Genomic DNA, 24,485 nt, shown 5'->3' on the forward strand with positions numbered 1-24,485 from the left:
TGCCCTTTTGTTGCTATGGTCAACGTTTCGATTTAGGCTTGAGCAACTTGTTGTTTTCGGCTCGTTTTATCTATGACCAACATCTTTATCATCGTTGTTCTTCTGGTTGTTTTTTTCTTCATTATTCAAAAGTATGTTCTCAAGCATGATGACATCCGAGACTATCCATATCGCTCAAAAGGCGCTTTGTTAAGAGGGCAAGAACCTGCGTTTTTCAATGCGTTAAGAGCCGCTGTTGGCGATCACGCTGTTGTATTTACCAAAGTTAATATGTCCAGCTTGGTTGCGCCGAAAGACATTAAAAACAAAAGGCAGCTTTTTGTGGCGAGTAACCGTATTTCCAGAAGCTATTTTGACTATGTAATTTGCGATCCGAGAACTTTGGAACCACGAGTGATCCTAGAGTTGGATGATGGAAAGCCACTTCATAAAGGCAAGGCTGCGCGACAAAAGCTGCTGATTCACGTCTGTAAAACAGCCAATTTACCGTTAATTGGTACATCGATAAAACACAGCTATCAAGTAGGGCGATTACGTCGTTTACTTGCGGCCCACATCGATTTGATCGAGCCGGATAAAGAGGTGCGTTTTTGTAAAAAGTGCAGCAGTCCAATGATCATCAAGACAGCCAGTCAAGGAGAATTTACAGGCCGACGCTTTTTCACCTGTAGCCGTCAGCCAAACTGTACTTACACCGAGAACTACAATGTGGTGTTTGATGCGCCAGACGATTAACAATAGACGATTAGTCATCAAGAAAACGATAAGTAAAATTTAGCTTGGCTTAGGCTTTGGCTTTTTTAAGTCAAAGCCTTTTTTGTATCTTGGGGTCAGGCATTAAGAGGAAATTTGAATACAAGTCCTATACTTTGAAAAGGGAAACAAAGTAGGTGAGTGCTATGCGATACGGATGGATTTTTGCTATGTTGCTGTTTGCTTCAAATGCCAATGCTTTACCAAATTTAAAACCGTTGGAATGTCAGCTCACAGATACGCCTCCAGACCACTTTTTGTTTTACCGAGATCAAATGGTCTATCACAGTGAGCAGTTTGTTATCTTTCAGAACTTCAAAGGCCGAGTCAGTACTCAAGTTGATATAAAAACCGGGGAGCTGATTCGCACGACCTATATCGGTGAACCTTTTGAACCCAAATATCAAATTCTGTTCGGTTCTTGCCCGGATGTTTCCTATACCTTGCAGTTCTGGATGCTAAATGAAGTACCTTATGATAATTAGCCAAAAAATCTAAAGTTATCTAGATCACATTTTTATACCCGTACTGGGTGTGTTTCGCTTATAAATACACCTAAAAACGGCTGTTGAGTTTACATTTTCGCCAAACGATTCAAAGTTAGTGAATTTATGCTTGCACCCCAGATGGCTTATGGCTAATATCCTTCTCGTTCCAGAGAAATGCGTCCGTAGCTCAGCTGGTTAGAGTACCGCCTTGACATGGCGGGGGTCGGTGGTTCGAGTCCACTCGGACGCACCATTCTGATTTGAATGGTAAGTAGGAACACAAAATTTGGGTCCGTAGCTCAGTTGGTTAGAGTACTACCTTGACATGGTAGGGGTCGGCGATTCGAGTTCGCCCGGACCCACCAAATTTAGTTCTTAATGAACAAACAAAAAGGCCCGCTTTATAGCGGGCTTTTTTGTATCCATTCAAGGTGGATTTGGGTGGCTGGATTACCATTTGCCCGAATTCTCGTCGCGAAAAAAGGCCAACAAAAGTTATCTCAAAAGTATGAATCGAAACTTGGCGTAATTTATTATCGCTGCAGGCTGAAGCGGCCTTCCCTGTAGTTTACACTGCGGTAATGCTGTTGAACTAATGAAGCTTTGGTGTTCAGCATGCTTTTATATTTGAACAACTAAAATACCGCCTCCAAAGGGCGGTATTTTAGTTATGCAAGGTGTACAGGATAGGGAATATAACGGTGAAAACCGTAGGACGTTAAGCCCTGTAGGCAAAAACGGGTTCGTTTTGCTCCACTATACTTTCTTTACTTGAACGCACCTCAATTAAATCCTGCTCTAAGTGTAGTGTTTCACTGGTTTTACGTAAAATCTCTTGGTTCAATTGAGGGTGTTCGATTAATGACAACCCATATGACGGAATCATTTCTTTAATCTTATCCTGCCACTTATCTGAAGCCATCTCGTTACTGAAACAACGTTCAAGTAATTGAAGCATTATCGAAGTCGAAACAGATGCACCGGGTGATGCGCCCAACAAGGCGGTGAGGCTACCATCTTCTGCATGAACGAGTTCAGAACCGAGGTGCAATTCACCTCCTTTACCAGGCACATGCTTTATGATCTGTACGCGCTGACCTGCTTGTACTAAAGACCAATCACTGATCTCTGCCGACGGAAAAAATTCGCGCAGCGCATTCATTCTGTCTTCATTACTTTGTGTTAACTGGCCGATGAGGTATTTAATAAGATCGAAGCTCTTCAGCCCAACTTGTGTCATTGGCAGTAAGTTTGATGGGCGTACAGATTTAAATAAGTCTAATAAGGACCCGCTTTTCAGAAACTTACTCGAGAAGGTTGCAAAGGGGCCAAATAGAACCACTTCTTTTCCGTCTATGACTCGGGTATCCATATGTGGCACTGACATGGGCGGGGCACCGACGGGCGCTTTGCCATATACCTTTGCTTTATGGGCACTAACAATGTCCGGTTTTTCGGTCACTAAGAATTGACCACCGACAGGAAAGCCACCATAGCTTTTGGCTTCTTTAATTCCTGATTTTTGCAGGAGCGTAAGGGATGCTCCTCCAGCGCCTATAAATACATATTTGCTATGTACGGTACGCGTTTTGTTATTACTGAGATCTTTCACTTTTATTTTCCAGGTACCATCAGCCTGGTGTTTCAGTGAACGGACTTCGTGGCGCAAGTTGAGTTTGAAGTTCTGATTTTTTCCTAAGGAATCAATCATGTGATGTGTCAGGGCGCCAAAGTTCACATCGGTGCCAAACCGGGATCGCGTGGCCGCAACAGGCTGGCTTGGGTCGCGGTTTTCCATCAATAATGGAGCCCAAGAGCTGATCTGTTGTTCATCTTCGGAATAAACCATGCCATCAAAAAGAGGAATCGTTCGAAGTAATTTAAAGCGTTTACGCAGAAACTCTACATTGTTTTCGCCAGTGACGAAACTCATATGGGGAGCACTTTTGATAAAGCTACCCGGCTTACTAATTGTGCCATCCTTTACCAGATAGGACCAAAACTGACGAGACAGTTGGAACTGTTCATAAATATCAACAGCTTTACCTATCGTGACCTGGCCATTTGGCCCCTCAGGCGTGTAATTAGACTCCGCCAGAGAAGCATGCCCTGTTCCGGCGTTATTCCATGCGTTGGAACTTTCTTGAGCGATGTCATCAAGACGCTCAAACATTTCTATTGTCCAGTTGGGCTCTAATTGTTGGATGAATGTACCAAGCGTCCCGCTCATGATACCTCCTCCGATTAAGACAATATCAACCATTTTCTCTCTGTCAGAACTGAGCTGGTTTAATTCATTTATACCAGTTACGTTGTTCATTTGGGTGTAATCTCTCTTTAAAATAACAAGTAGTTGAAAGCGAGGGATACGTTATTGTCTTGAAAATTATTGTATTTTTATTTTTTGTTGTTATTAACGATTGTGAAAATCGCTTAAGTCGACAAAGTTTGGCGTCGACAAGAGGACAGTGATTCGGTAGTCGGTCAGCAGCGAGTTACCCTGCGGCAGGCCCTGTACCAATCTATACTGTCGCCAAGGTTATTAAGCTCCTCCTGATTGAGCAATCTTTAAGCGTTTTACGATAAATCCAGCCCACAGAATAGTGAGCGAGAATAATAGGGGCATCGACTGTACCACGTTGGGTAATGAGATCGCCACCGTTGTGATGCTTGCGAAATGAAAAATTTTTGTGAGCTAGCGACAATATTGCATGGGCTATCCATAGGTTTGGTTCATCACTTTTGGAGTAACGTGATAGTCTTTGGCTAGAATGATTGCGTTTTTTTGTGAACAAAAACAAAGCCCGCTTTATTAGAGGGCTGTGTTTAAGTCGAAAACCGAAAAGTACGCTAATTTTTCTTGGTTTTAGCCGAGATGACCTGTTTTGCTATCTCGTCTAAGTGGTTATCCCAGGTTCCGCAACAACCACCCCAAATGTCCATGTGCGGGTATCGCTTAGCCAGGTGTCCACATTGCTCGCCCAACTCTACCGGATCGCCGTCTTCAAGGTGCCCAAGCTTACACAGAGAGAGTTTTTCCATTTTGGACGCGTTTGGTCGAACGCCTCTGATTCGATGAATCCAGTCACTATTCTCAATAGCAGGTTCATACTCCACGGGGTGAGAGCAGTTGATCAAATAGAATTCGACTGCGTTGTCCGTTTCTTTATCGATCGTTTTTATCGCTTCGGCTAAGCTGGGGCCAGAGTTGAGTTTCGAACTGCTGTCTAATGTCAGTGAAATGGCGAGAGGCACACCGATCTTCTGTGCAGCGCGAGCAACACCGATAGATTCAGGGATGTTATTGAAGGTGATGGCCAACGCTAAATCGACATCCGCTTTTTTCAATGTCTCTAACTGAACAGAGTGATAGTCCTCGGCTTCATTCTCCGTGATCTTGTGATTGGTAGAATAGGCGTCGCCTCGTGGTCCTATTAAACCTTGGAACAGAACTTCCGGAATATCTGTGGCGTACCCTTTCGCGACCTCGCGCAGAAACTCAATACATTGAATATTGGCGTCAGCGAGACTTTGTGCAGAGTAGCCCAATAGCGCTCCCCAGTCAGGACTGGCGCGGTAGTCGAGCCCACCCATAAGTGCACAAACGTTATGTTTAGCCGCGACGTCCAGATAGCTTCGAAACATTTCTTTCATCTTTTCTACCGCGGCAGGGTTGTCGAGCAGGGGGTACATGGCAAACTGGGGTAATTCAAAACCGTACTTGTACATCAGTTCGGTCTCCGTTCCGCCCTCAGTGAGATAAAACCGTCCATCTTGTTGAGTAGGGAAAGATTTTTGTCTGGCCATGTTGAAACCTCCGTCTAAGCTAGTTGCGAAACGTTCTTTGAAGTTTAGATACAGTTAGTCGTTATTGATAATATTGATAACAGTTTATTTGTCGTCGCTTTTCACAAGTGCTGTTAGTCGCTACGAATAAACAAGCTTTGCCTATACTTTTACAGACAGGTTAAATGAGCAATAAGTTGTGTATGGCGGAGATGGCTAAATGGCGTTAATCGATAGTGATTACTATGGTGATATCCCAAACAGTACAACAGCAAATATATTAGCGCTGTATCGGGAAGTAGATTGGTTAACGAATGTTATTAGCCAAGTCATTTGTAGCTACCTAAAACAAGAAGGACATGAGGAGCACTGGATTGATATTCCTCCGCCTGATACAGCGCCCGGTAGTAGTTTATATGCTGACATGCTCATTGACTGGGAGCTAAATGTATTTGAACGACTCGCATTGGCGCTGGCAATGGCGCCTTCAATCCGTCCTGATGCACTGGATTTCTTTTTTGGTCTTAACGGCATGATTGATCGTCCGTTCACTGAGTTTGGTGGCGTCGCTGATCGAACATTCAGCGGCTTTGTACCTACGGGCCAAACGCTGAACTTTCTGATCAGCGCCAATAACCCTGAATGGCGCGTCCATACGATGTCTATCCTCTCTTCCCAACATAAGCTGATGGCAGAGCAAGTCACAGAGCTGCTTTCCGTTGAGTCAGGAATCCCAAGTTTAGCGGGTGTCTACCGTTTGAATGACCATTGGCTAAATTATTTCATTACGGGTGAGCAGCATCGGCCAGAGTTAAGTACGAGCTTTCCCGCACATCCGTTAGATACGCCGCTAGAATGGTCGGAATTGGTGTTGGAGCACAATGTAATGAGCCAGATTGATGAGATCCGCGCCTGGCTCGCCCACGGAAATACCCTGATGCAAGACTGGCAATTGGCGAAAAAAGTAAAACCCGGCTATCGAGCTGTGTTTTCTGGGCCACCCGGTACAGGCAAAACACTGACGGCTGCATTGCTTGGTAAGTCTACTGGCAGAGACGTGTATCGGGTCGATTTGTCTATGGTGGTTTCAAAGTACATAGGGGAAACCGAGAAAAATTTATCGCGAGTTTTCGACGCTGCCAGTTACAAAGAGTGGATACTGTTTTTTGATGAGGGTGATGCTCTGTTTGGCAAACGGACTGAAGCCAGTTCTTCAAATGATCGCCACGCTAACCAGCTCACGGGATATTTATTGCAAAAGATTGAAGACTTTCCCGGAACGGTGATTGTTGCGACCAATTTGAAAAGCAATATGGACGAGGCCTTTACTCGTCGATTCCAAAATATGGTGCATTTCACCATCCCCGGTCCAGAGGAGCGCTTGCAGCTGTGGAAAAATGCCTTCCACAATGTATGTGATCTTGCTGATGACGTCGACTTAAACAGCATATCCAGCGATTACCAGATGGCTGGTGGGCAAATTATTAATGTCCTTCGGCAATGCGCTTTAACGGCAATACGCCGAGATGAACGAAAGGTATATCAACAAGATATAATCTCGGGCATTCGGAATGAGTTCAAAAAAGACAACAAACTGGTCTAAATTGGTGTTTGCGCTTTATTGCATAATGCACGTTCGATCCTAGACTCAATGTAAGCTAGAGCAACGTTTGAGGATAACCAAAGTGTTTTCTGAGCTTAAAAAACAGTCTACTTCCCAGTCCAAAGAATCTGTCCAACGCAAATCCGGTCAAGCAAGCGCACAAGTATTGGAAGATAACCGTGAATCTAATGCAATCCAGCGTCAACCGAACCACACAGGTCTGCCGGACAACTTAAAGTCTGGTATGGAAAGCCTGAGTGGAAAGAGCCTTGACCACGTAAAAGTGCACTATAACTCCAGCAAGCCGGCAGCCGTTCAGGCTCACGCGTATGTGCAGGGCAGCGATATCCACCTTGCATCCGGACAGGAAAAACACTTACCCCACGAATTGGGACACGTCGTACAGCAAATGGAAGGTCGCGTTAAGCCAACGACTTCTGTTGGAGGAATGGCAGTAAACGATAACCCATCTTTGGAAAATGAAGCGACAGAGATGGGGAATAGGGCACTTTATAAAGCGTAAATACTATATTTTTAGTTTAGAGGCGATGAATTATGTATGAGCAAATTAAGGAAGTTGACAAATATAGTCGCAAGTGGACTACAGACTCTACATTTGGAAATAATAGACAAGGTCATAGAAGGGGACTTGTAGACAATAGGCCAGAAGTTGTTGCACAACGAAAACTACAGAACGACACCGACAAAATCATACAAGTGAAAAAAAATAATAAGTTTGGAGTAGAGACAAAATTTAGTCCGCATGTTGTGCAATTACAACGTGACACAGAACATGTGGTCGATAATAAGAAAGTATCGTTTTTTAGGTTCAATTCTACTGCTACAGAGAATCATGTAGCTATAACTAGAGAACAGGCAAAAAATGAAGCGCTGGCAAGAATTGGAAGTAAGGGTAAAAAGAAAGTAGAGAAGGAACTCCGAACTGGCGGAGCCCCAAGACTTGGACACTACACTGTGTATGCTGTGAATGATCAAATAGACGCAGTACATGTAGAGCATGACCGAGATGATCAAGCTATTGTCACACGCTACCATAATTGGAGCCCAACAACACAACTTGGGGAGCGAGATAATTTCAGAATTGTGCCGCATTTTCATGCTGCCACCATTCCGAAAATACAAGGAAATAATAAATCAGCCTACAGAGATAACTTAGGAGAGGGCTTTCCTGCGTATGATGCGATCGGTGGAGGGCATCACTATTACTATCTTGATATAACTGCACCCGATGATCCTTCGGGATTTATTCAAATAACTGCTGATGAGATTAATACAGATTAAGTTTGATCAAATATTAACTATCTAACATGTTGAATTAATGTGATTCATATAAGTTAATTTAGTATCGGGAAAGGTATGCTTATAGGCACTATTTTTTCTTAAAGACTGTTTTGTGCCTTGATACGGTGAATATATTATATAGTCCACCTATTACATACCCCCTAAGGCTTATCCCCCTCCATTGTCAGCCATCTGACCACCAACAATATCCATATAATTAACGCCATAAATCCAAGTAATATCGGAACCTGATAGGCTTTAAAGTATGGGTCTGCGACAAACACCAACATTAATGCAGCCAGAGAGCCGATACATAGCAGGACGAATGGCAGTTGAACGAGATATTTTCTGAGTTCGTAATACCAGTTGCTGATGATGAGTACGGCGGTAATGCCAATAAAGACAACAAACAGTATCGTGCGTAATAACCATCGGTTTGGACAGATCCAGTCCATCACAACCAGAATCTGCTCTTGTAATGCAGCGAACATGGATGGTAGTGACGAAGTTTTTGGATAAAAGGTATCGTCCACCAATTGCTGGCTTAGGTCATTCAGTGGGATAGGCTGGTAAGCCGCACCGATAAAGCTCCAGCTTGAAAGGTGAAGTAGCTGTGTTAGCTCGATTTCTGAGTTACGGTTAAATTCAGTAATGAGCATAGGAACAATCTGTTTAAACAGTTTTTCAACCGCGAGCTGATCGCTTTGGTTGCTCAACCAGTGATGGAATTCCTGTATTTGAGTCAGTTCTTGTTGTGCGATGGCCTCTTGAGATGAATTGCTTTGACCACTTGTTCCAGTTGTGTCAGCGGTATCAACCTGAGGGCGTATGATCATTAAATTTGTCACTTGGCCAAGAGCATTGAGGTTATCAAATTGATAGAAACTGGAAGAGTCTTCACTAAGAACCTGATTGGCAGGTATAACAACGTTGAGAAAATAGCGATCATGTGGACTTGCTACCACATCGCTACTGCTGGCAATGTCAGATCCTTCTTGCTTGAGTAAAGCAAATTTGAGTTCGCGTACAAAGGTAATAAATATTTGCTGACTCTGAGATGTTTTAAGCACCGATAAGTCGATATCCAGTGTAATACCATCGCCAATGCTAGGGACTGGTTCGATACCTAAGGTCATGATTGGCTTCATTCGATTAATGAAGCTGCTGTCGAGCGGTTGATCAATGGCGTCTACCAATTGATCGATTAATGGCTTATCCAAAAGCTCGATTAGGGACACTAAAGTTAAGTCTCTTGGCGTTGTCACAACAAGGTCGACCTCGCTGCGATAGCGATGAGCCAATCGAATAAACTGAGTATTATCTGGCTCTGGCTTCCAATTCGGCGGCAATACTAACAAACTACCACTGTTGCTTGGCTTTGCCACTGCACCAAAAAAGCCGATGCGGTCAAGCTGACTAAAATTGATGACTTGCTGTTCTTCGGATTGATACCAGTATGGAAAAAAGCCATAGAAAGTTGCATCGTTAAAAATGGAGTCGCGACTGTCCTGACAACCACAACCCGCCGGTGCTTCCCAGACCACTGGTGTACTCGTATCAGGAGCAAGCCCTGATTTATAGGCTACTTTGAGTACATTCTCTGCGTCGCTCGACGAAGTATCTATACCTTCAAGCGTCATTGCCGCTTGCATCAAATACTCGCTGGCGAAAACCTGATTAGCAATAGGCTCAAGTAGTTTTTGCAGACTTGCAGGTACGACGTAGATGTTCTGCTTTTGTAGTGCGGTTGCAAGGGCATCACTATCTAGTTGCCAGGTTATCAAAGGGGCTGTGGTTTTCGTTGTCGCAGTGGTGCTGCTTTCTGTCACACTCTTTCCGTCATCAGTATCAGCCGTTTGTTGGCTGGTGTCACTGTTGCTTTCTCCGTCAGATGTTGTTGAACTTTCTGTAGAGCTGCTATTTGAATCTGAGGCAGAAGAAGCCGTTGAATCAGTATTGGAGCTTGAACTAGGCGCAGAACTGGACGTTGTACTAGAACTAGAACTAGAACTAGAACCGGAGCCTGTCGTTGTATCGGAACTTGATCCAGAGTCTGTAGCGTCACTATTTTTGCTGGTTTGGGATGTGGTGGTACTTTCGGTTTCACTATTACTTTGTGTCGCTTGGTCAATACTCTGAGATTGAATAAAGCTATTAAGGTCCAGTGCCGGGTTGAACGTGACATCAAGCTGGTCAATAAGCGTCACTAACTGGTTATAGAGTTCGTTTCTTTGTGAGAACTGCTGCTTTCCTAAGGCGGTGAGTGCAGTGAGCGTCGCTTGTCTGTTGAGGTCATTATCAGTCAGTTGGTAGTAATAGCTTGGTATATTGGCTTGAGAGCCTGACGATGAAGAACCGGTAGAGCCGGGAATCAGATCTGGCGCTAAGAGCTCAGCCAGTTGTGATGAACTCAAAGTTAGCAGTTCTCCTGAGTCGACACTGTCTCTCCAGTTCGGGAATACGGCACTAATTTCTGCCGCACGTGCCAGATCTTTCAGCGTTGTGTCAACAAAATCTGAACTGCTGCCGGAGGTTTCACTTACGGTATCCGACACGTTGAAATCATTACAAAAATTAATCAGCCACTGGCGAGTCACTGGGCCAAAAATGCCGTCGGTTAACCGTCTTCCATTGGACTTTAATGCCGCCTGATAAGTCGCGTCAGGCTGGTAAATCACCTTCAATTGCTGCTGAATGATACGCCCGTTATAACGGGAATCTTTGGTTGGCAATTGGCCGCTGCAACTGTAGGCGGAAGTCGATGCCGATGGAGCTTGTGCCGACACTGATAAAAAGGACACCCAGACTATTGTGGCGACTAGTAGCCAGCGCAGCACAGTGCGGCCGTGGTTAATTAGATGATGACTATGAATCAGGTTCAGGAAGAAATCATTCATGATAAGTTATCCTCACCGCCACGTGACAAACAGAGGTTTGTCCATCCATGGGAATTTGATGGTTTGGAAGCTCCAGGGAATTTGGTCTAACAGCATGTCAAATGCACCGGGAATTACGCTAAGTTGCCACTGTTTTTCTTCGTCTAATAGTTGGCCTTCACGTTGTATAAAAGTTGTTCTCAAGCCTTCTATCGAAGTTGAACCAAGCGAGTTCCAGTGACTAATAATTGCATTGAGCAGACCATCAATTATCGAAATAGCCTCACTTGGTAAATCCACTTGGCTGGGGATAGGAGTACTTATCGGTATGCCACATAAAATCTTATTTAGTGGCAGCAAGTACTCAGGTGCTTCGCTTCGACCTTCAACCAAATACTGCAGGCAAAACAGCGCTTGGTATTTAGCTTTCTCACTGGCGAAAACTTTGCCATCCGTGAGGTTGAGTCGTTGAAACAAAGTCGGGATATAAGTGGACGCGAGCACTAAGCCTGCATTATTGATGCTTATGGGCTCTGATTTTTTGTTCTCTTCTTCATTTGGATCTTTCCACAATAACGGCTTGCTTTTCCTCTCTGAACGGCTTGGTTCTGCTCCGTTTTCTATTGAGTTATAGAGACGTTGAACTTGCGGTTGTGAACGGTCGAGACCGGCTGGTGGATCTGGGGCTGTTAACTTCAAAGTTGAGATGTTGCGACTTATCTCTTTTAACAGCGGGAATAGTGTTGATTGGCGGGATAAGTTTAGCTTCTCTACTAACTGTTTTGTCTTGTTACTTTTATCATCGTCTTCGAGTTTATCCATAATGACTGGATCAGCAGTGAGGTCGTTGAGCACTACATGCAGCAATTGAACTGCACTTGCTGTTATTCCCTGAAGTAACAAACGGTGATAGATGACACGCCAAAATACCTGTTTCCATTTTTGTGTATTTCCCATCAACACAGAAAACGCCTGATATAGGCTAACCATGACGGGCACGAAATCGATGTATTGTTTCGCGAATACTTGAAAGTGATAGTGGTCGGTCAGTCCGTCTATCCAACTCGCGAGCTTTTCTGGATTGAGTAGCTCCGCAGACAGACGCGTCCATAGTGCGTGATGATCGAGATTCAGTGCCAGTTCTAACTTGGTTTCATCAAATTGACTCGATTGCAGAAAATCCCAATTCGTAATGTGCGCGATTGTGTCATTTTGTGTGCTCGATGCTGAATGTCCACGGAAATGTTGAGACGAAGAAATATCGGTTCCAGATGTTCGTGCCATTAACACCTGTTCAAGCACAGCTTGAATGCTGCCGTTCGTTATTCTCGAGCCATTGAGTAGCTTAGAATCGCGTTTACTTTTGCTTAGCATTGTATGGGCAAGTTGGGCGACTTCTGTTTGAAAGTGATTGCTCAGTGTTCGAAGAATGGAACGCAGTGCCGTTTCTGCTGAGAAGGATAGCCCTGTCTGAGTTAGCGAAGCTTCCCATATCCATTGCCAAATCAGTCTATCAATCGTTGACCTGATACTGGTTTTTGAATGATCAGTCAACTCATGAATTGAATCAGCTATCCATGAGCGGATAGAGAGAACATCAAACGCAACGGTTGATAAGTCTTTATTCACCAGAGTGAGCAGCTTTAAGAGCGTTTTCTCGTCAAAGTGTTGAATCCAGCGTTTTTGTATCGTGCCTGACTGGCTCAACTCAATAATCACGGGCGAAAGTGATTTAGCATCAAGAGAAGAACGCGCAGTTTTCAATAGCCGTTGCCACTGTTCGGGCTTCCCGTCTGCCAGAGCCTGAATCACTTCAACAGGAACATTTATGTGGCTCGAAATAACGCTGTTTAACCAGTGTTGGTAAGCCTGAAGAGGAGTATCTGCTTCTTGTGGAGTCTCTAAAGACAAATTGTGATTGGTACTCTTTAATGCGGGTAAAAGAGAACGTAACGACTGCACGAGCCGGTAATTAGTTTGAGTATTTAACGAAGACAGCAGCGATTGAATCAAGTCGAGATGGTGTATATTTCTGTGCGAAGCAATTTGATGAGTGAGGGACAACAAGTAACTGCGTTTATTAAACTCACTGCCACGCTCAACCAGCAAATAGCTGAGGGTAAATTGCCACAAGCTGCTGCGTAGAGCATGGTCTTCAACTGGCTTTGACTCAGTTTCCGTTATGATCGTCCTCTCTAGATGATGACGGTTGGAAATGATGTCGTGAACCACTTCGTTTGCTCGTGGTTCAATAATGTCGATGAATCGAAATAGAGTGGCATCGGAATAGTGTTCGCTCCAATGCTGGCGTACGGCGGCGAGTTGGCCGATCCAAAGCAATAATCCTTTGATAAAGCGACGTTCGTCAGGTAATGCGCGGAGCAGGCTTTTTTCATCTCCATGTTGGAGGATCAGTAAGAGGGCATTTAGCGAGTCTGATTTACTTGTGTTGGTTGAAACTCGCGTGTGGTCTTGAGTAAATGTATTCCATAAGGTTTGGGTTTCGTATGCCGCTTTATCTGTATCGCTAGGTGATGTTTTGTCTGCGTTAACGCGGAAAATGTCGGGCTCTATAGCATCCAGTAATTTCATCATTTGCTGTCTTAGCGCACTATCGATATCGGTCATCTGGAGCCTGTTACGAAGATCAGCAAGCAACGTCGATGCGTTGAGGTTATACATGGCGGCCATTTTTACGATCACGCTTTTCATATACTGCTGTTTATTGAAGTGGCTGCCACGCTCGACCAGCACGTAATGGAAAGTGAAGTGCCACAGTTGCAGCGTCACTTGTTGGTTTGATACCGCAGAATAAACGGCTTTTGAAGTGGTTGCAGGGGCTGAATTTTTCGCAAGCAGCCATAGCTGAGGGCGAGATAAGAGTTGGGCTAAAAATGGATAATGCAATGGCTCTAAACGTTCTAGTAAAGAGAAACGTCTATTTTCGTCGAGTGAATGGATCAAAAGCAGGGGTAAACGTGGGTCTTTGCTGTGTTTACTCAACGCAAAAAGAATACTCGATGCGTATCGTTCCATGAGTCGATGCCAATGCGGTAGCAATGCAGCCAAGTTACGGTTCGAAATCGCGGTATCAATATAGTGGTTCCAGTTATGAGATAGCTGGGTTTTCAGGCTTGAATCATGGTGAATGCCACCTGTTTCCAGTAACGCAATCATTACCGCGAGACGGTTTTTATGGCTTAATAGCGGTAAGAGTTGCGCTAATGATTGTTCAGGAAGCTGCATTGCCAATCTTAAACAGAGGGTTTCAGAGTTATCCGAGAACTCGAGAGCATTGTTTATGCGGTCTGGAGCGTTGAGCAGAGCCTCTATTACACCGGTTTCGGACAGTTGCTGTTGATATTTAAACGGCCAGGAGAGTTGTCCTGTTTCGATAAAATGCCACGCTTGTTGCCAGCGATAGTCATCAAGTTCATGTTGGTTAGCGCCATTCTCGATACTTTCACTGACTTGGATCTGCGACATGTGAATGTTCGACTTTCGCATCTTGGCCGAAGCATCCAAGCTCGTCTTTCGGTAAAGCTCTTGGTATAGCTGCCTTAAGATCTGCGTTTGCAGGGCAGGGCGTAGGTTTGTACTCGCAATATCGCCAGTATCGAGCTCAATTTTATCAATGCAAATAACGATATCCGGTGAGCAAATCTGGTTAAGAAGTTCATCCATAGAAGGCAGAAGATCGTTTATTAGCCATTGATACGCCTCCGCTTCAAACTGTTCTGCATCGACCGCGTTATCAAACTCGATAGCAAGCTCTACTTGTTTGAACAAGTGGGTTTGAGTCTCAGGTTTAGGCGCTATTTTGCCTGCTTTGATCATAAGATTAGCGCCTCCTGCGCGGCATCTGGTTTTTGCAGGAACGTTAATAGGTTCTTCGCCATCTCGTCGCAGTGTTGATTCTGCTCGCGACTAGATAGCTGGATGGTTGACGCTTTTTGTTTTCTCCACGCGTGATACAGATTTTCAAACTCAGAAAAGGCATTGAAATCTAGCCACATTAAGTGAACACAGAGATGAGCCGGAGTATTCGTTCTGATCAGTTGTGCTACTTGTTGTCGGAACAAAGGACTGCGGTGACGGGCGGTGAATCCCGGCATAGCTACGCAGACCTGATTGGCCAGCGATTCAATGTCGCTCTCGGGATGGCGGAGTGTGATTGGCTCCACTACGTGCAGCGTTTCTGTCTGCTGATTGATTTCGACCAGCCACGCTTGCAACCAATGGCAAAAACGTATCAGCTTTTGTTTGTGGTTGTAACGCCCTATGTATAGCCAACGTTTCTCTTCGTTTGTTCCTATGTCAAAGAAGAGTCGGTAGTCACCCGTTCTTGAGCGTTTGAGTATCCGGTAGCGTTGATTATCGATGCCAAATTGCAACAGCGATTCAGGTAGCGTTTGAGCATCTAATGCGTAGACCGAAGCGCGAATTTGACGTTTTTGCTGAGTAGAAAGTGATATTTTCTCTTGGCTTTCCGGTAGCGTTTCGAGATTGGGTAATACGGTTTCTTTAAGTTCGAAAACCGCTTTTTGTCCCATATCGCTGCTTAGATAGTCTTCGTCAGTGACGATATTCAAAAGGTAGCGACTGATATTGAGGTTTGTCCCCTCATCTTCATTATTCAAGGCGTTCATGCCGAGCAGAATCGATAACCTTTGTTGATATCCGCCGGTGTGACTCGGGTTAAGCAAGTTATTACCCAAACCGCGCTGATTACTAATGGTTGCGATGTTGCGAATAAATCGCTGTTTGTGTTCTAGCAACAGCCAATCAATATCTTGCTCTCTACAATATGGGTTAAACGCACGATGAAGCGTATCGGGGTACTGTTCGCCATAAAGTGCGATCAGGTAATCGTAGATTCGACCTTTACGCTCCGGAAAATTATCAAACTCGGATTGCAGCGCTTGCAGTTTCGACTTTGCGTCGGCAGGGTAATGGGTGTTGATATCGTTGAATTCTTGAGGCGTCAGCGTGTGGACATGGTAGCTGGTTGGTTGACTCAATGAAGTAGAAAACAACTCGGGCAGCTTTGTCAGATCCTCACAAAAATTGGCCATCAATTGATCAAACAGCAACAGGTAACTGCGCAATTGATGACGTTGTGCTTGGGATTTTGGATCGTAGCCAGTATTGGTTTTTGTGGCCAATTGATAGTTTCGCGGGAATAAGGTTTGGATGGAGTCGTAGCTACTGAGATCGCGGTGATGACCGGATGGAAGTGGCATTGCGGTCGTTAAATGCTGACGCTGTATGGTTTGCTGCTGCAATTGTTGCTCAATTTGAATGACCACATCGGCAACGTCAAGAGCGATGACATGCTGGTTTTGTACAATCTCAAGGCGAATATCTGAATCGGCTTCTGGCATGATTAAACTGGCGTACTCAGGAATCTCTGATATTACCACGATGGGTTCATCTGGGTGTGTTTCGGCTTCGAACCTGATACCTTTAACTTGTTGAATGCTGGCACTGCTTAAAATCAGATCTTCAAGCTCACTTAAGTCTCCGTTGGTTCTTTGTCTCAACCAATGCGCGCACTGATAATAGATGTTAGCGGCTATCTGATTTGCATCGACTCCATCATTACTTATCTCGATAGTGGCTGCCAGATGAATGCAAGTTTCTCCAATAACATTTACTTCTTCGATGTCTTCACCTAATCCTCTTATCTGATGGTAGGTTTGAAGAATACTTTGTATGGTAGGGTCTTTTTTTTCCGGATTGGAATCCTCGTCCTTGGTTTGCAAAGCGTGTTGCTGGCGTCTAAAGAAACGTTGTAATAACCCGGAAATCTGATAAAGGCCCAAGTGTGGGTATTGTTCTGAGCTTTGAAACCAAACTTGCTCCAGTTGCGGCGTTGTTCTGACAATAAAGTCCTGATACTCGCTCGGTATTTGAGGCGGAGCAGATAACACTTCATCGGGGCGAGCCAACCCGTAATACGGGTAATCAATGCGACCGTAATCGTCCGCCAAGAGATCGCATACGGCAAAATCACTGCGATAGATAATATCGGTAAGTGCAAAACAGACTTGTTCCAGAATGGTGACGCCAGGGTCGTGGGTGTTGTAGTCTGTCCAAACTTTGCCACCTAATTGTTGGATATAGGTAATACCAAGCTGGAACAAGCGTTCAAACTTATCCGGGTCGTTTTGATGTTCTTGCTTCGATATGGTCACCGACATAATCAGGCCTGTTTATCCTCTTGAACAATCTCGCAATTGGTCATGTAGTCGTCATCCCATAATTTCGTGATGTGATAGCGGATATATCGGTTATCTCCATAACTGGTGTTGGTTCGAATTTGCAGTCGATAAGGTCGCTTCGTGCCTTTTTCAGTTTCATGCAGCCACCTCAGTTTTAACTTGTCCGCAGGAGAGCGAAAGAATGCGTGTTGCGCCTTTATTGGATTTTTTCTGCGCCATTGCCACCACCAGTGATTCGGCGCGCATGTATTAATGGCGATCGCGTGGAGCATCGCATATCGGCCAGTGTGTCGGATGCCGATACCCGCGACCACTTCAAGCATTTGGCAACCCTCTAATGTTTCCGTGATGTCGTGCCATTTTCCGTCAGCAGGAATCAGAGCGTCGACCGTTTCTGTTCCGCGTCGGCCTTGTGAAGAAACGGTGCCTTTTACATCGAGCTCGTGTTCTGGCGTTTCGGTTTTTATCCCGACATTACCACTCGGAGTGAGCGTCAAATTGGTTTCGGGAGCGTCATCCTCATCTGAATCCGTAACATTGGCGAGTGGGTTAGCCTTAAAATGCAAGTTGGTGGTCTTCGCTGCTAAACCTACGTGCCAAAGGGCAGTATTGCGATCACTTTGCTGATAAAAACTCAGCAAGTGCTCCTGATCTAAAGCGGTCAATTGCAAGCCAGTTGCAGGCGGTTTCTCAAATCCATCCTCAACCTGATTGACGCAGGAGTCGATCAAGTCCGCGAAATGCTCCGCAGAGGGCATATTGCCGGGTTGAAAAAAGTTTTTGAGTGTACTTCTATTGCGTTTTGGCATAGTTAATCCGTCCCCTTATGATGCTGAACAGGCGTCTCTTCACCGTTATGTGATGATTGGGGCTGAGTGTTGATGATGAACTCTTCGCCGATAACAAGGTCTCCTACACCGGCAGGAACCGGTGCCGCTTGCTGATGCTTGGGCGCAATGGTGATGAAATGGTGCTGAGATGGCACCAGTAAATACCATGGAAGTTCTGCGCCAATGGGTTCTTCAGTTCGTGCGCTGTCTTGTAAGTGATACTTGCTGGTTGAATGATGGCTTATTTTAAGTACTGACAGACCACTGACGCTGGTCACCTGTTTTTGTTTACCGATGAATGCGGCTAATTTTGACAGCGATAACTGCCATCCCAAACCCATGTTCATACCTTCGCTGTTCCAGGGGCAAAGCGTCTGCATGATGGCGTACTCCAACTGACGTAACGCTAATCCATGGTGAGTACCTTCAGTGAACGTTACAGAACAGCGAACTTGTAGCGTTTCATATCCGGGGTTGCGGACATCAATTTGAGTGTGGGCGCGGGCAATCGTACTGAGGTAATCACGTATTGCGATAAGAGTGGTTGAATCGATGTAACGCTGCTGACACGGGGTGTGATTGCAGTCGTTGTGCACCGGAATTACCGTGAGCAAAATATGTCCGGGTTTGTGCGAGTTAGAGTCAAATTGTTTAGCTGCGAAACAGTTTACGGCGTCGATATCAGGAAACTGTTCCAACACCAGGCGCTCATAGTCCCATGGGGTTATTGCTTTTCCTTTATGTCGTAGATGCTCACTGGTTCTCGTGACCCAATGATCAAAATTCTCATCTGGTTTTAATTGTTGTATCGGAGTGAGTTGCGTAATGGCACCCAGATTCGCAGGCTTATTCAGACACTGCCAGAACGCAAAGGGTGGTGTTTGCGGTTCTGCATTTCGTCCGCCTTCCACTTGAATGACGTGCGTTGCAATTTGGTAACATTTTGGATATTGATCAATGCCTTGGTTTGTACTGACTCTAAGCCAATATAAATCCGACGGCATAATATTGTGCTCGGTATTGATGGCATCCGGAATATCCAACGTGATGATGCCGGACGTCAAAAATCGGTGCGTTGTGTCATGAATGATGTGTTTTGCCGGAAGTTCGACCCATTGTTCGCCCACAAGGTAATACCACTGATATTCCGTAGACGGATAAGGCGTCAACATCTTTGCTTTATCACCAAGCAGAAAATATAGATTGAGGTAGCCTGAGAGCTCTGACGCCGTTAAGCCGATAAACAAGTGACTGTCTTCTTTGTAGTGAGCCAGGATGCGAGGATAAGCGAACTTGTGTTTTTCGTTTCGTGGATAGATTTCCACTTCACCAAATGGGTGGAGGTGGATCATTCGACACTGGGTTTTCGTCGTCATATCACCCAGCCCGATTTTGTGTCTGGCTACGTAGTTAATCGACAGACGGTTTAACATCGGGGTATATGGCGCTTTTGGCAAAGATTGCTGTTTTTTCGATTTCGCATTCGCTGTCAGTGTCTTGCTCAAAAGCAATCCATATTGATCGTGCCCAAAAGCATCCATTGGTGTCACCAGGGTGATCTTAAACAGACCATTACGAATATTTGACTGAGGGCTGTATGGTGTCTGGGGCCACGTTTGAGTTGTTGGCGTATAGCTGTTACTGATATTGCCAAACGTTAAAATATTCTCGCGATCTAATGCGCCGTCTTGCGGTGAAAACAAACTTTGTGGGCCATCATCTGTTGTATCCCAGCGCCCGTTATTTAGTACTTCAGTTACCACTTTGAAACTATGGTTTCGATAAGGGAAAGGATACTCATTGTAGTGGTCACGGAACCCATCACTTCCCTGTGGTAATCCAGACCAGTCGAGGTGATAACTGAGCTGTTTAAGGTGCTTGATGGCGAATTCTTTGCTTGCGACAACCAAATAGGAGCCATCTTTGGGTTGGGCTCCCAGTGGCAAGAAGGGCCGGCTTGGATCGGTCTGACCATCCTGATTAAACAGCTGTACTTGTGTTGCTCCTTTTACACGGCATTCCATCAAAAGCTGAGCGAATTCAAAATCGCGGAAGATAGTGTAGGGGAAGCAATTACTCTGCGCTTTTAAACACAGCTTTAATGCTGGCGCAGTAAAATTCCATTTCGAGTTGTGAATGGCTGGGGTAGGCACTTTTGTCGCGGGGAAACCCGGTTCAAGCCGGATATGCAGACCAAACCCCATGGTAAAGTCGCTGTCGTTTTCAATCGGAATGATCTGAGCACAATCGACGAGCTGCCATCCTTCTTCAGTGGAAATGGCGACATCAAATATCTCTTCAAATAATTGGTAAAAGGTCTGAATACGCGAATAACCGAGCAGTAAGTTTACCGTCGCGTTGACCGACTCATCGAGAACATGCTCGTCAATCAGCTGCTCAGTCAGTGACTTGATCTTGTTTATGTCTTCGTTTGATAGCCACTCAACGTGATTTAATGCGTAACGTGACACTAACTGGCCAAGCACCCGGAAAAATCGCTCTTTTTGCTCCATGGCGTGGAGATCTTGGGTGGGTTTTGACGCGACTTCCTCTAGCAGCGCGAGTAATACACCACGATACACGGCGCGAAGTTGTTGAGTCGGCTCTTTGTCTGCCAACTGTAAAATCCTATCGTCGTTAACTTTGTCGACAAGCGCTTTGCTTTGTATTTCGTACAGCCAACTTCCAATCACTGGCACTTGCAATAAAACGATTTCATTAACAACGGCTTCAAACGCATCTCTCAACTTACTGGATTCTTGCGTTATGGAGCGTTCCTGATCATGTTCGATATAGAGCTGAGATAATCTTTGATACACAATGCCATTGCCCACTTCTTGAAGTTGAAATTGTAAAGTGAGCTCTCGATGACCTTCAGCCAAAGAGAGTATTGGATCTGAAATCACCAGTCCAAGATGCTTCTCAAGGCTGTCATCATCAATCTGGTGGCTACCAAACATCTTGAACGCTTGGGTATTATCACTTTGAGCACCTGTCTGCATCGGATTTAGCTCAATTTTCTGACGACTAATACCAGAATTAAAACCGAGCTCTTTCTCTGGAGAAATCAGAGGATCACGTCGAAGTGTAAAACCGAACGCCTTTTTCACTTCCGCATTGGTCACTGACATGGCGTAGTTGGTGCGAAATTCTATCGGCTCAAACGTTGCTGTATTGCCGGGAGTGAAGGCTTGCCCTTTGTTGATGATCACGGGCGTCTTGCTCGCTTTACCTTGAGACAATTTGAGGAACACAGGTGCTTCTTCTGCACTTTGCGGATACTGGTTCAAAACGTCTTGGTAATAAAACAAAAGATGCTTGTGAGTAAACTGATTGATCTTGTTTTGAGCGCGCTTAAACAGTTTTAAGAAACTGAGAAACAGAGCAAGCTGTGGAGGGTGTTCACCATGATGCAGAGATTGCGTGAACGTATCACGGCAGTCTTGCTTTAAGGACTCAATTAACACCAGAATCTTAGACAGACAATGTTGTGCTTCCTCTTTGATGTTGGTTAATTGAGCCGCTTGTTTTTCGCTCTGGGATGAATCAGATAGTTTCCACAAAGGGTCGAGATGCTCGTATTTATTGATGAGGTTTTTGGGCGTGCAATTAAATAGTTGTTGTAATGGGGCATTAAGTTGAGCCTGATAGCGGTTGAGCAGGCGAAGTTTTAACTCATAGCTTATTTCTGGTGTGCTCGGTAAGTGTCGGTACCAGCTGTTTAACACAGTAAAAAGGTGAAGAATAAATTCTAGCGTTTGATCTTCATCCAGACATTGTGCTTGTTTGAACTGACGTTTTAATGCAGCTTCATCCATGCTTAGTATTGCAGCGCAAACCACCAATTCATTTTGTTCAAACATCGCACTCCAATTCCCTTTTACCTGCTTGTTCTCATCCATATAAGGGACAAGCTCGGCAAACTTTTTCGCCCATAGGATGAGCTGTTCGAAGCTGAGCTCGTAGGGCTGAAAGAAGTGAGGGCTAAGTGCAACGTTACCTCGTTCGTTTTGTTGCGTCATAAAGCATCTCCCGAACCGAGATCAGGCAGAAGATCAGGGCTAACCAGAGTGCCTTCTTGCAGATAAAACGGATACACCATGTTGTCTCGCGTGTTGGTGGTGACTATCTGATAATCAAGCTCAATCATTATTTTCCCGTTTAGCGGAACGGGCGTCAGCGTTAACGAATCCAGGTCAATACGTGATTCAAACAGCAATATCGACTGCCGAATCTCGTATTCCATTTCAGTCAATGTTGTTTTTGTTAGTTCAGCAAAAACAAAACGGTTAATTCGGCACCCAAACTCAGGGTGCATCAGGCGTTCGCCGGGTGAGGTAGAGAGGAGGATCGCAAGACTCTGTTTGATGTCTTTTTCGTTACTGCACAGTTCGACCGAGCAGTTGTCGGAGGTAAAGGTGGGAGGAAACGCCCAACCAGTCCCCAAGAATCCATTGTCTCTGTCCATAGTCCAGTCCCTTTACATTGAAAACTAACCGCCAATGATCACTGTGAAGCAACCCATCGCAACATTGCCACCGTGGTTCGTGCTGTCACCAATTCGCGCTGCTGGTTTTCCGCCAATCATCACGGTCGCCGAACCTTTTATTATGGTGGATGGGGGGCCAACACATGTGCATGAATCACCAACGACCGAAGCGGGTATTTTCCCGATCAACACCGTGGGTACGCCAGGCCCAATCACCGGACCTCCGACATGGGGAACGGGAGGAACGCCTGGCGTCGCCATTGGACATACGTGCATATCGGTAATTCTTGCTGCTGGTGGCATGTTGATGTCCTCTTTAAATCAGTTGCTAATTGATATTGACGATTGCGCCTTTAATGGTTGTATTCCCTGAAGCAGACAGTTCTGCACTGGCAGAGCCTTTGGCGGTTAACGAAGTGGTGGCGTCTGCTGAAACGTTCATTCCCTTTATGTTGGTGTCTCCCGTCGCTTCGATACTGGTATCACCGGTTGATTTCAGCGAAATGTTTCCGCCCGCCGATATGGTTATGTCTTTAGGGGAATCCAACGTGATTCCGCTGTCGTCTAAAGTGACGGTATTGCTGTTTTGATCGGCGAGCGTAATGGACTTTTCATCGTCACTAATGGTGATCGAATTTTCACCGGGCGTAGTGATGGTGATGACCTTTTTGTCATCGTCGAACTCTATTTTGAGTTTGTTTTTAGTCACTATCGCTTTGGTGTAGTTCTCTTGGGTGAGTTCATAAGGCATCGATTTTTTACTGCTGTACAAACTGCCGAGAATGATTGGCTGGCCGGGATCTTGGTTTAGGTAACCGAGCACGACCTCATCGTCGATTTCCGGAATAAAAAAGTTGCCACTTTCGTTAGTCGCGTAGTAACTGGAAAGCCTTGCCCAAACCTCGTTATTGGTGTCACCTAATGCGGGTACTTTTACTTTGATTCGATATTGGGTTTCTGGGTCTTCATTGAGCTGAGTTACTATACCGATCTGTAAACCGTCCACGGGAGGAAGCCATCCCGAGGCGGGTGGGGCACCGAGGTCACGATGCTCTGCAGACCATACCGGAGCAAGCCCTAAGTCAACGGTCGTTAGCCACTGACCTTGCTCGATTCTGTGATGTACCGCGCCGATATAGTGAGAGCCGTTGAATCGATCGCCAACGCCTGCTAACTCGATAAGACTATTAATTTGCGCCTTTGCATTACCTTGAAACGTGACAGTGCCACGTACTTTGGCAAGCATCGACTTCGCACGTTGTCCTTTTGCCCAGTTGGTCAGGCTGTCCTGGGTGTAACTGGCTGAGGTTTGCATTCGATATTCACTAATACCTAGCACGTTTGCCAGTTCGCTGGCTGATAAATTCCCCTGATTACTAATCTCGGTCGCTGCAGATTGTTGCGATAGCATTGCCTGTGTACTTGGGTCCCAGGCGGTACTGGTTACACTACTAAATTGATAACGTGCGTCGACTTCTGCGCAGAAATTGATCAGATCAGTACCGTAGGTAACGACAAGTGCCGCGGAATCACTAACAGAGGGCTCTTTTACCGACAGTTTGTTTTGCTGGTTTGCTACCACCAAGCCATTTGCCTCTGCGCGAGTCAGCATAAAGTCCCAGTCACTGCAGTTAAACTGAACCAGTTCGTCATGTTCGACAGGAGTACTGTCTATGCTGTCAGCCGTAATACTCGAGTAGTTGCTAATAAGAGAATTAATGATGTCGCTGTCTTTTTGCTTCAAATAGCATTGGCTTTTTCTCGCTATCGTCATGGCAACCGCTTGATCTTTGCATGTCACATTGAGCGTGGTTTGGTTGTTTTCGCTGATGCGAATAGCATGATTGGTCACCACGCCTTCGAAGATGGTTTCGTCTTCCGTTCCGTAGCCAGCATCGATAGTGATCGTTGACCCTGGCTTAAATGTGTTTCCTGAGCTGACTTCAAAAGTTTGATCAGCGATGTCTCCATCACGGATCTCAAGCTCTGCATAGGCAATATGGTTTACCTGATAAAAAACATTGACCGAGATAATGCCAATTGAACTCTCAATGACATTGCCATTTGATTTGATGCTTAACGTGACAATGTCACGATTGGTCTCGGTGGGAGATGCTGCCATGTCGCCTCACTT

The 24,485-nt window shown here is 45.2% G+C and carries 15 protein-coding genes and 2 tRNA genes; 7 read left to right on the plus strand and 10 right to left on the minus strand.

Annotated elements, in window-relative coordinates; translation table 11 throughout:
• Positions 1-72: 72 nt before the first annotated feature.
• The 4 genes from RXX31_RS06295 to RXX31_RS06310 all read left to right on the plus strand — a co-directional run bounded on the left by RXX31_RS06295 (position 73) and on the right by RXX31_RS06310 (position 1,606).
• On the plus strand, positions 73-735 hold the full coding sequence (locus RXX31_RS06295; RefSeq protein WP_317588234.1) for a DUF2726 domain-containing protein: 663 nt from the start codon (positions 73-75) through the stop codon (positions 733-735).
• 164 nt (positions 736-899) lie between these two features.
• A complete protein-coding gene (locus RXX31_RS06300; protein ID WP_317588235.1) occupies positions 900-1,238 on the plus strand; it encodes a hypothetical protein in 339 nt (112 codons plus the stop codon).
• Between the two features lie 179 nt (positions 1,239-1,417).
• Positions 1,418-1,494, plus strand: a tRNA-Val gene (locus RXX31_RS06305).
• A 35-nt stretch (positions 1,495-1,529) separates the two neighbouring features.
• Positions 1,530-1,606, plus strand: a tRNA-Val gene (locus RXX31_RS06310).
• 353 nt (positions 1,607-1,959) lie between these two features.
• Here RXX31_RS06310 and mqo read toward each other — a convergent pair.
• Positions 1,960-3,561, minus strand: coding sequence for a malate dehydrogenase (quinone) (gene mqo / locus RXX31_RS06315; protein WP_317588236.1), 1,602 nt, complete (start codon positions 3,559-3,561; stop codon positions 1,960-1,962).
• A 530-nt stretch (positions 3,562-4,091) separates the two neighbouring features.
• The gene (locus tag RXX31_RS06320; RefSeq protein ID WP_317588237.1) at positions 4,092-5,048 is read right to left on the minus strand and encodes a homocysteine S-methyltransferase family protein; all 957 of its coding nucleotides are present in this window, start codon (positions 5,046-5,048) and stop codon (positions 4,092-4,094) included.
• A gap of 199 nt (positions 5,049-5,247) precedes the next feature.
• Between RXX31_RS06320 and RXX31_RS06325 the strand changes: the two genes are divergently transcribed.
• The 3 genes from RXX31_RS06325 to RXX31_RS06335 all read left to right on the plus strand — a co-directional run bounded on the left by RXX31_RS06325 (position 5,248) and on the right by RXX31_RS06335 (position 7,932).
• Positions 5,248-6,630: an ATP-binding protein gene (locus RXX31_RS06325; protein WP_317588238.1), complete on the plus strand. Its 1,383-nt coding sequence runs from the start codon at positions 5,248-5,250 to the stop codon at positions 6,628-6,630.
• An 82-nt stretch (positions 6,631-6,712) separates the two neighbouring features.
• Complete coding sequence (locus tag RXX31_RS06330; protein ID WP_317588239.1) at positions 6,713-7,153, plus strand: DUF4157 domain-containing protein; 441 nt, start codon at positions 6,713-6,715, stop codon at positions 7,151-7,153.
• A gap of 32 nt (positions 7,154-7,185) precedes the next feature.
• Positions 7,186-7,932 (plus strand): hypothetical protein, encoded by a 747-nt coding sequence (locus tag RXX31_RS06335; protein ID WP_317588240.1) that lies wholly within the window; start codon positions 7,186-7,188, stop codon positions 7,930-7,932.
• A gap of 161 nt (positions 7,933-8,093) precedes the next feature.
• Here RXX31_RS06335 and RXX31_RS06340 read toward each other — a convergent pair whose 3' ends face one another.
• The 8 genes from RXX31_RS06340 to vgrG are packed head-to-tail and all read right to left on the minus strand — an operon-like array spanning position 8,094 to position 24,473.
• Entirely contained in the window at positions 8,094-10,829 is a 2,736-nt protein-coding gene (locus tag RXX31_RS06340) for a hypothetical protein (protein ID WP_317588241.1), read from the minus strand.
• 12 nt (positions 10,830-10,841) lie between these two features.
• Positions 10,842-14,645 carry a contractile injection system tape measure protein gene (locus RXX31_RS06345; RefSeq protein WP_317588242.1) on the minus strand — a complete coding sequence of 1,268 codons (3,804 nt, stop codon included), beginning with the start codon at positions 14,643-14,645 and terminating at the stop codon, positions 10,842-10,844.
• A complete protein-coding gene (locus RXX31_RS06350; RefSeq protein ID WP_317588243.1) occupies positions 14,642-17,011 on the minus strand; it encodes a hypothetical protein in 2,370 nt (789 codons plus the stop codon). The genes RXX31_RS06345 and RXX31_RS06350 overlap by 4 nt, the downstream gene beginning before the upstream one ends.
• A gap of 2 nt (positions 17,012-17,013) precedes the next feature.
• Positions 17,014-17,841: a hypothetical protein gene (locus RXX31_RS06355; RefSeq protein WP_020333191.1), complete on the minus strand. Its 828-nt coding sequence runs from the start codon at positions 17,839-17,841 to the stop codon at positions 17,014-17,016.
• Between the two features lie 2 nt (positions 17,842-17,843).
• On the minus strand, positions 17,844-21,884 hold the full coding sequence (locus tag RXX31_RS06360) for a hypothetical protein (protein WP_317588244.1): 4,041 nt from the start codon (positions 21,882-21,884) through the stop codon (positions 17,844-17,846).
• On the minus strand, positions 21,881-22,330 hold the full coding sequence (locus RXX31_RS06365; protein WP_020333193.1) for a GPW/gp25 family protein: 450 nt from the start codon (positions 22,328-22,330) through the stop codon (positions 21,881-21,883). The genes RXX31_RS06360 and RXX31_RS06365 overlap by 4 nt, the downstream gene beginning before the upstream one ends.
• A gap of 24 nt (positions 22,331-22,354) precedes the next feature.
• Complete coding sequence (locus RXX31_RS06370; RefSeq protein ID WP_014231703.1) at positions 22,355-22,654, minus strand: PAAR domain-containing protein; 300 nt, start codon at positions 22,652-22,654, stop codon at positions 22,355-22,357.
• A 25-nt stretch (positions 22,655-22,679) separates the two neighbouring features.
• Positions 22,680-24,473, minus strand: a complete 1,794-nt coding sequence (gene vgrG / locus RXX31_RS06375) for a type VI secretion system tip protein VgrG (protein WP_317588245.1) — start codon at positions 24,471-24,473, stop codon at positions 22,680-22,682.
• Between the last annotated feature and the right edge of the window lie 12 nt (positions 24,474-24,485).

Origin of the sequence: Vibrio sp. EA2, assembly GCF_033042495.1 — a bacterium.
Lineage (GTDB): Bacteria > Pseudomonadota > Gammaproteobacteria > Enterobacterales > Vibrionaceae > Vibrio.

What these genes read in the sequence shown, in the direction of transcription:
- RXX31_RS06300 (WP_317588235.1), top strand. Translation starts at nt 900, where the DNA reads ATGCGATACGGATGGATTTTTGCTATGTTGCTGTTTGCTTCAAATGCC.
- RXX31_RS06340 (WP_317588241.1), bottom strand. Translation starts at nt 10,829, where the DNA reads ATGAATGATTTCTTCCTGAACCTGATTCATAGTCATCATCTAATTAAC.
- RXX31_RS06355 (WP_020333191.1), bottom strand. Translation starts at nt 17,841, where the DNA reads ATGCCAAAACGCAATAGAAGTACACTCAAAAACTTTTTTCAACCCGGC.
- RXX31_RS06365 (WP_020333193.1), bottom strand. Translation starts at nt 22,330, where the DNA reads ATGGACAGAGACAATGGATTCTTGGGGACTGGTTGGGCGTTTCCTCCC.
- RXX31_RS06360 (WP_317588244.1), bottom strand. Translation starts at nt 21,884, where the DNA reads ATGACGCAACAAAACGAACGAGGTAACGTTGCACTTAGCCCTCACTTC.
- vgrG (WP_317588245.1), bottom strand. Translation starts at nt 24,473, where the DNA reads ATGGCAGCATCTCCCACCGAGACCAATCGTGACATTGTCACGTTAAGC.
- RXX31_RS06295 (WP_317588234.1), top strand. Translation starts at nt 73, where the DNA reads ATGACCAACATCTTTATCATCGTTGTTCTTCTGGTTGTTTTTTTCTTC.
- RXX31_RS06370 (WP_014231703.1), bottom strand. Translation starts at nt 22,654, where the DNA reads ATGCCACCAGCAGCAAGAATTACCGATATGCACGTATGTCCAATGGCG.
- RXX31_RS06350 (WP_317588243.1), bottom strand. Translation starts at nt 17,011, where the DNA reads ATGTCGGTGACCATATCGAAGCAAGAACATCAAAACGACCCGGATAAG.
- RXX31_RS06335 (WP_317588240.1), top strand. Translation starts at nt 7,186, where the DNA reads ATGTATGAGCAAATTAAGGAAGTTGACAAATATAGTCGCAAGTGGACT.
- RXX31_RS06320 (WP_317588237.1), bottom strand. Translation starts at nt 5,048, where the DNA reads ATGGCCAGACAAAAATCTTTCCCTACTCAACAAGATGGACGGTTTTAT.
- RXX31_RS06325 (WP_317588238.1), top strand. Translation starts at nt 5,248, where the DNA reads ATGGCGTTAATCGATAGTGATTACTATGGTGATATCCCAAACAGTACA.
- RXX31_RS06345 (WP_317588242.1), bottom strand. Translation starts at nt 14,645, where the DNA reads ATGATCAAAGCAGGCAAAATAGCGCCTAAACCTGAGACTCAAACCCAC.
- mqo (WP_317588236.1), bottom strand. Translation starts at nt 3,561, where the DNA reads ATGAACAACGTAACTGGTATAAATGAATTAAACCAGCTCAGTTCTGAC.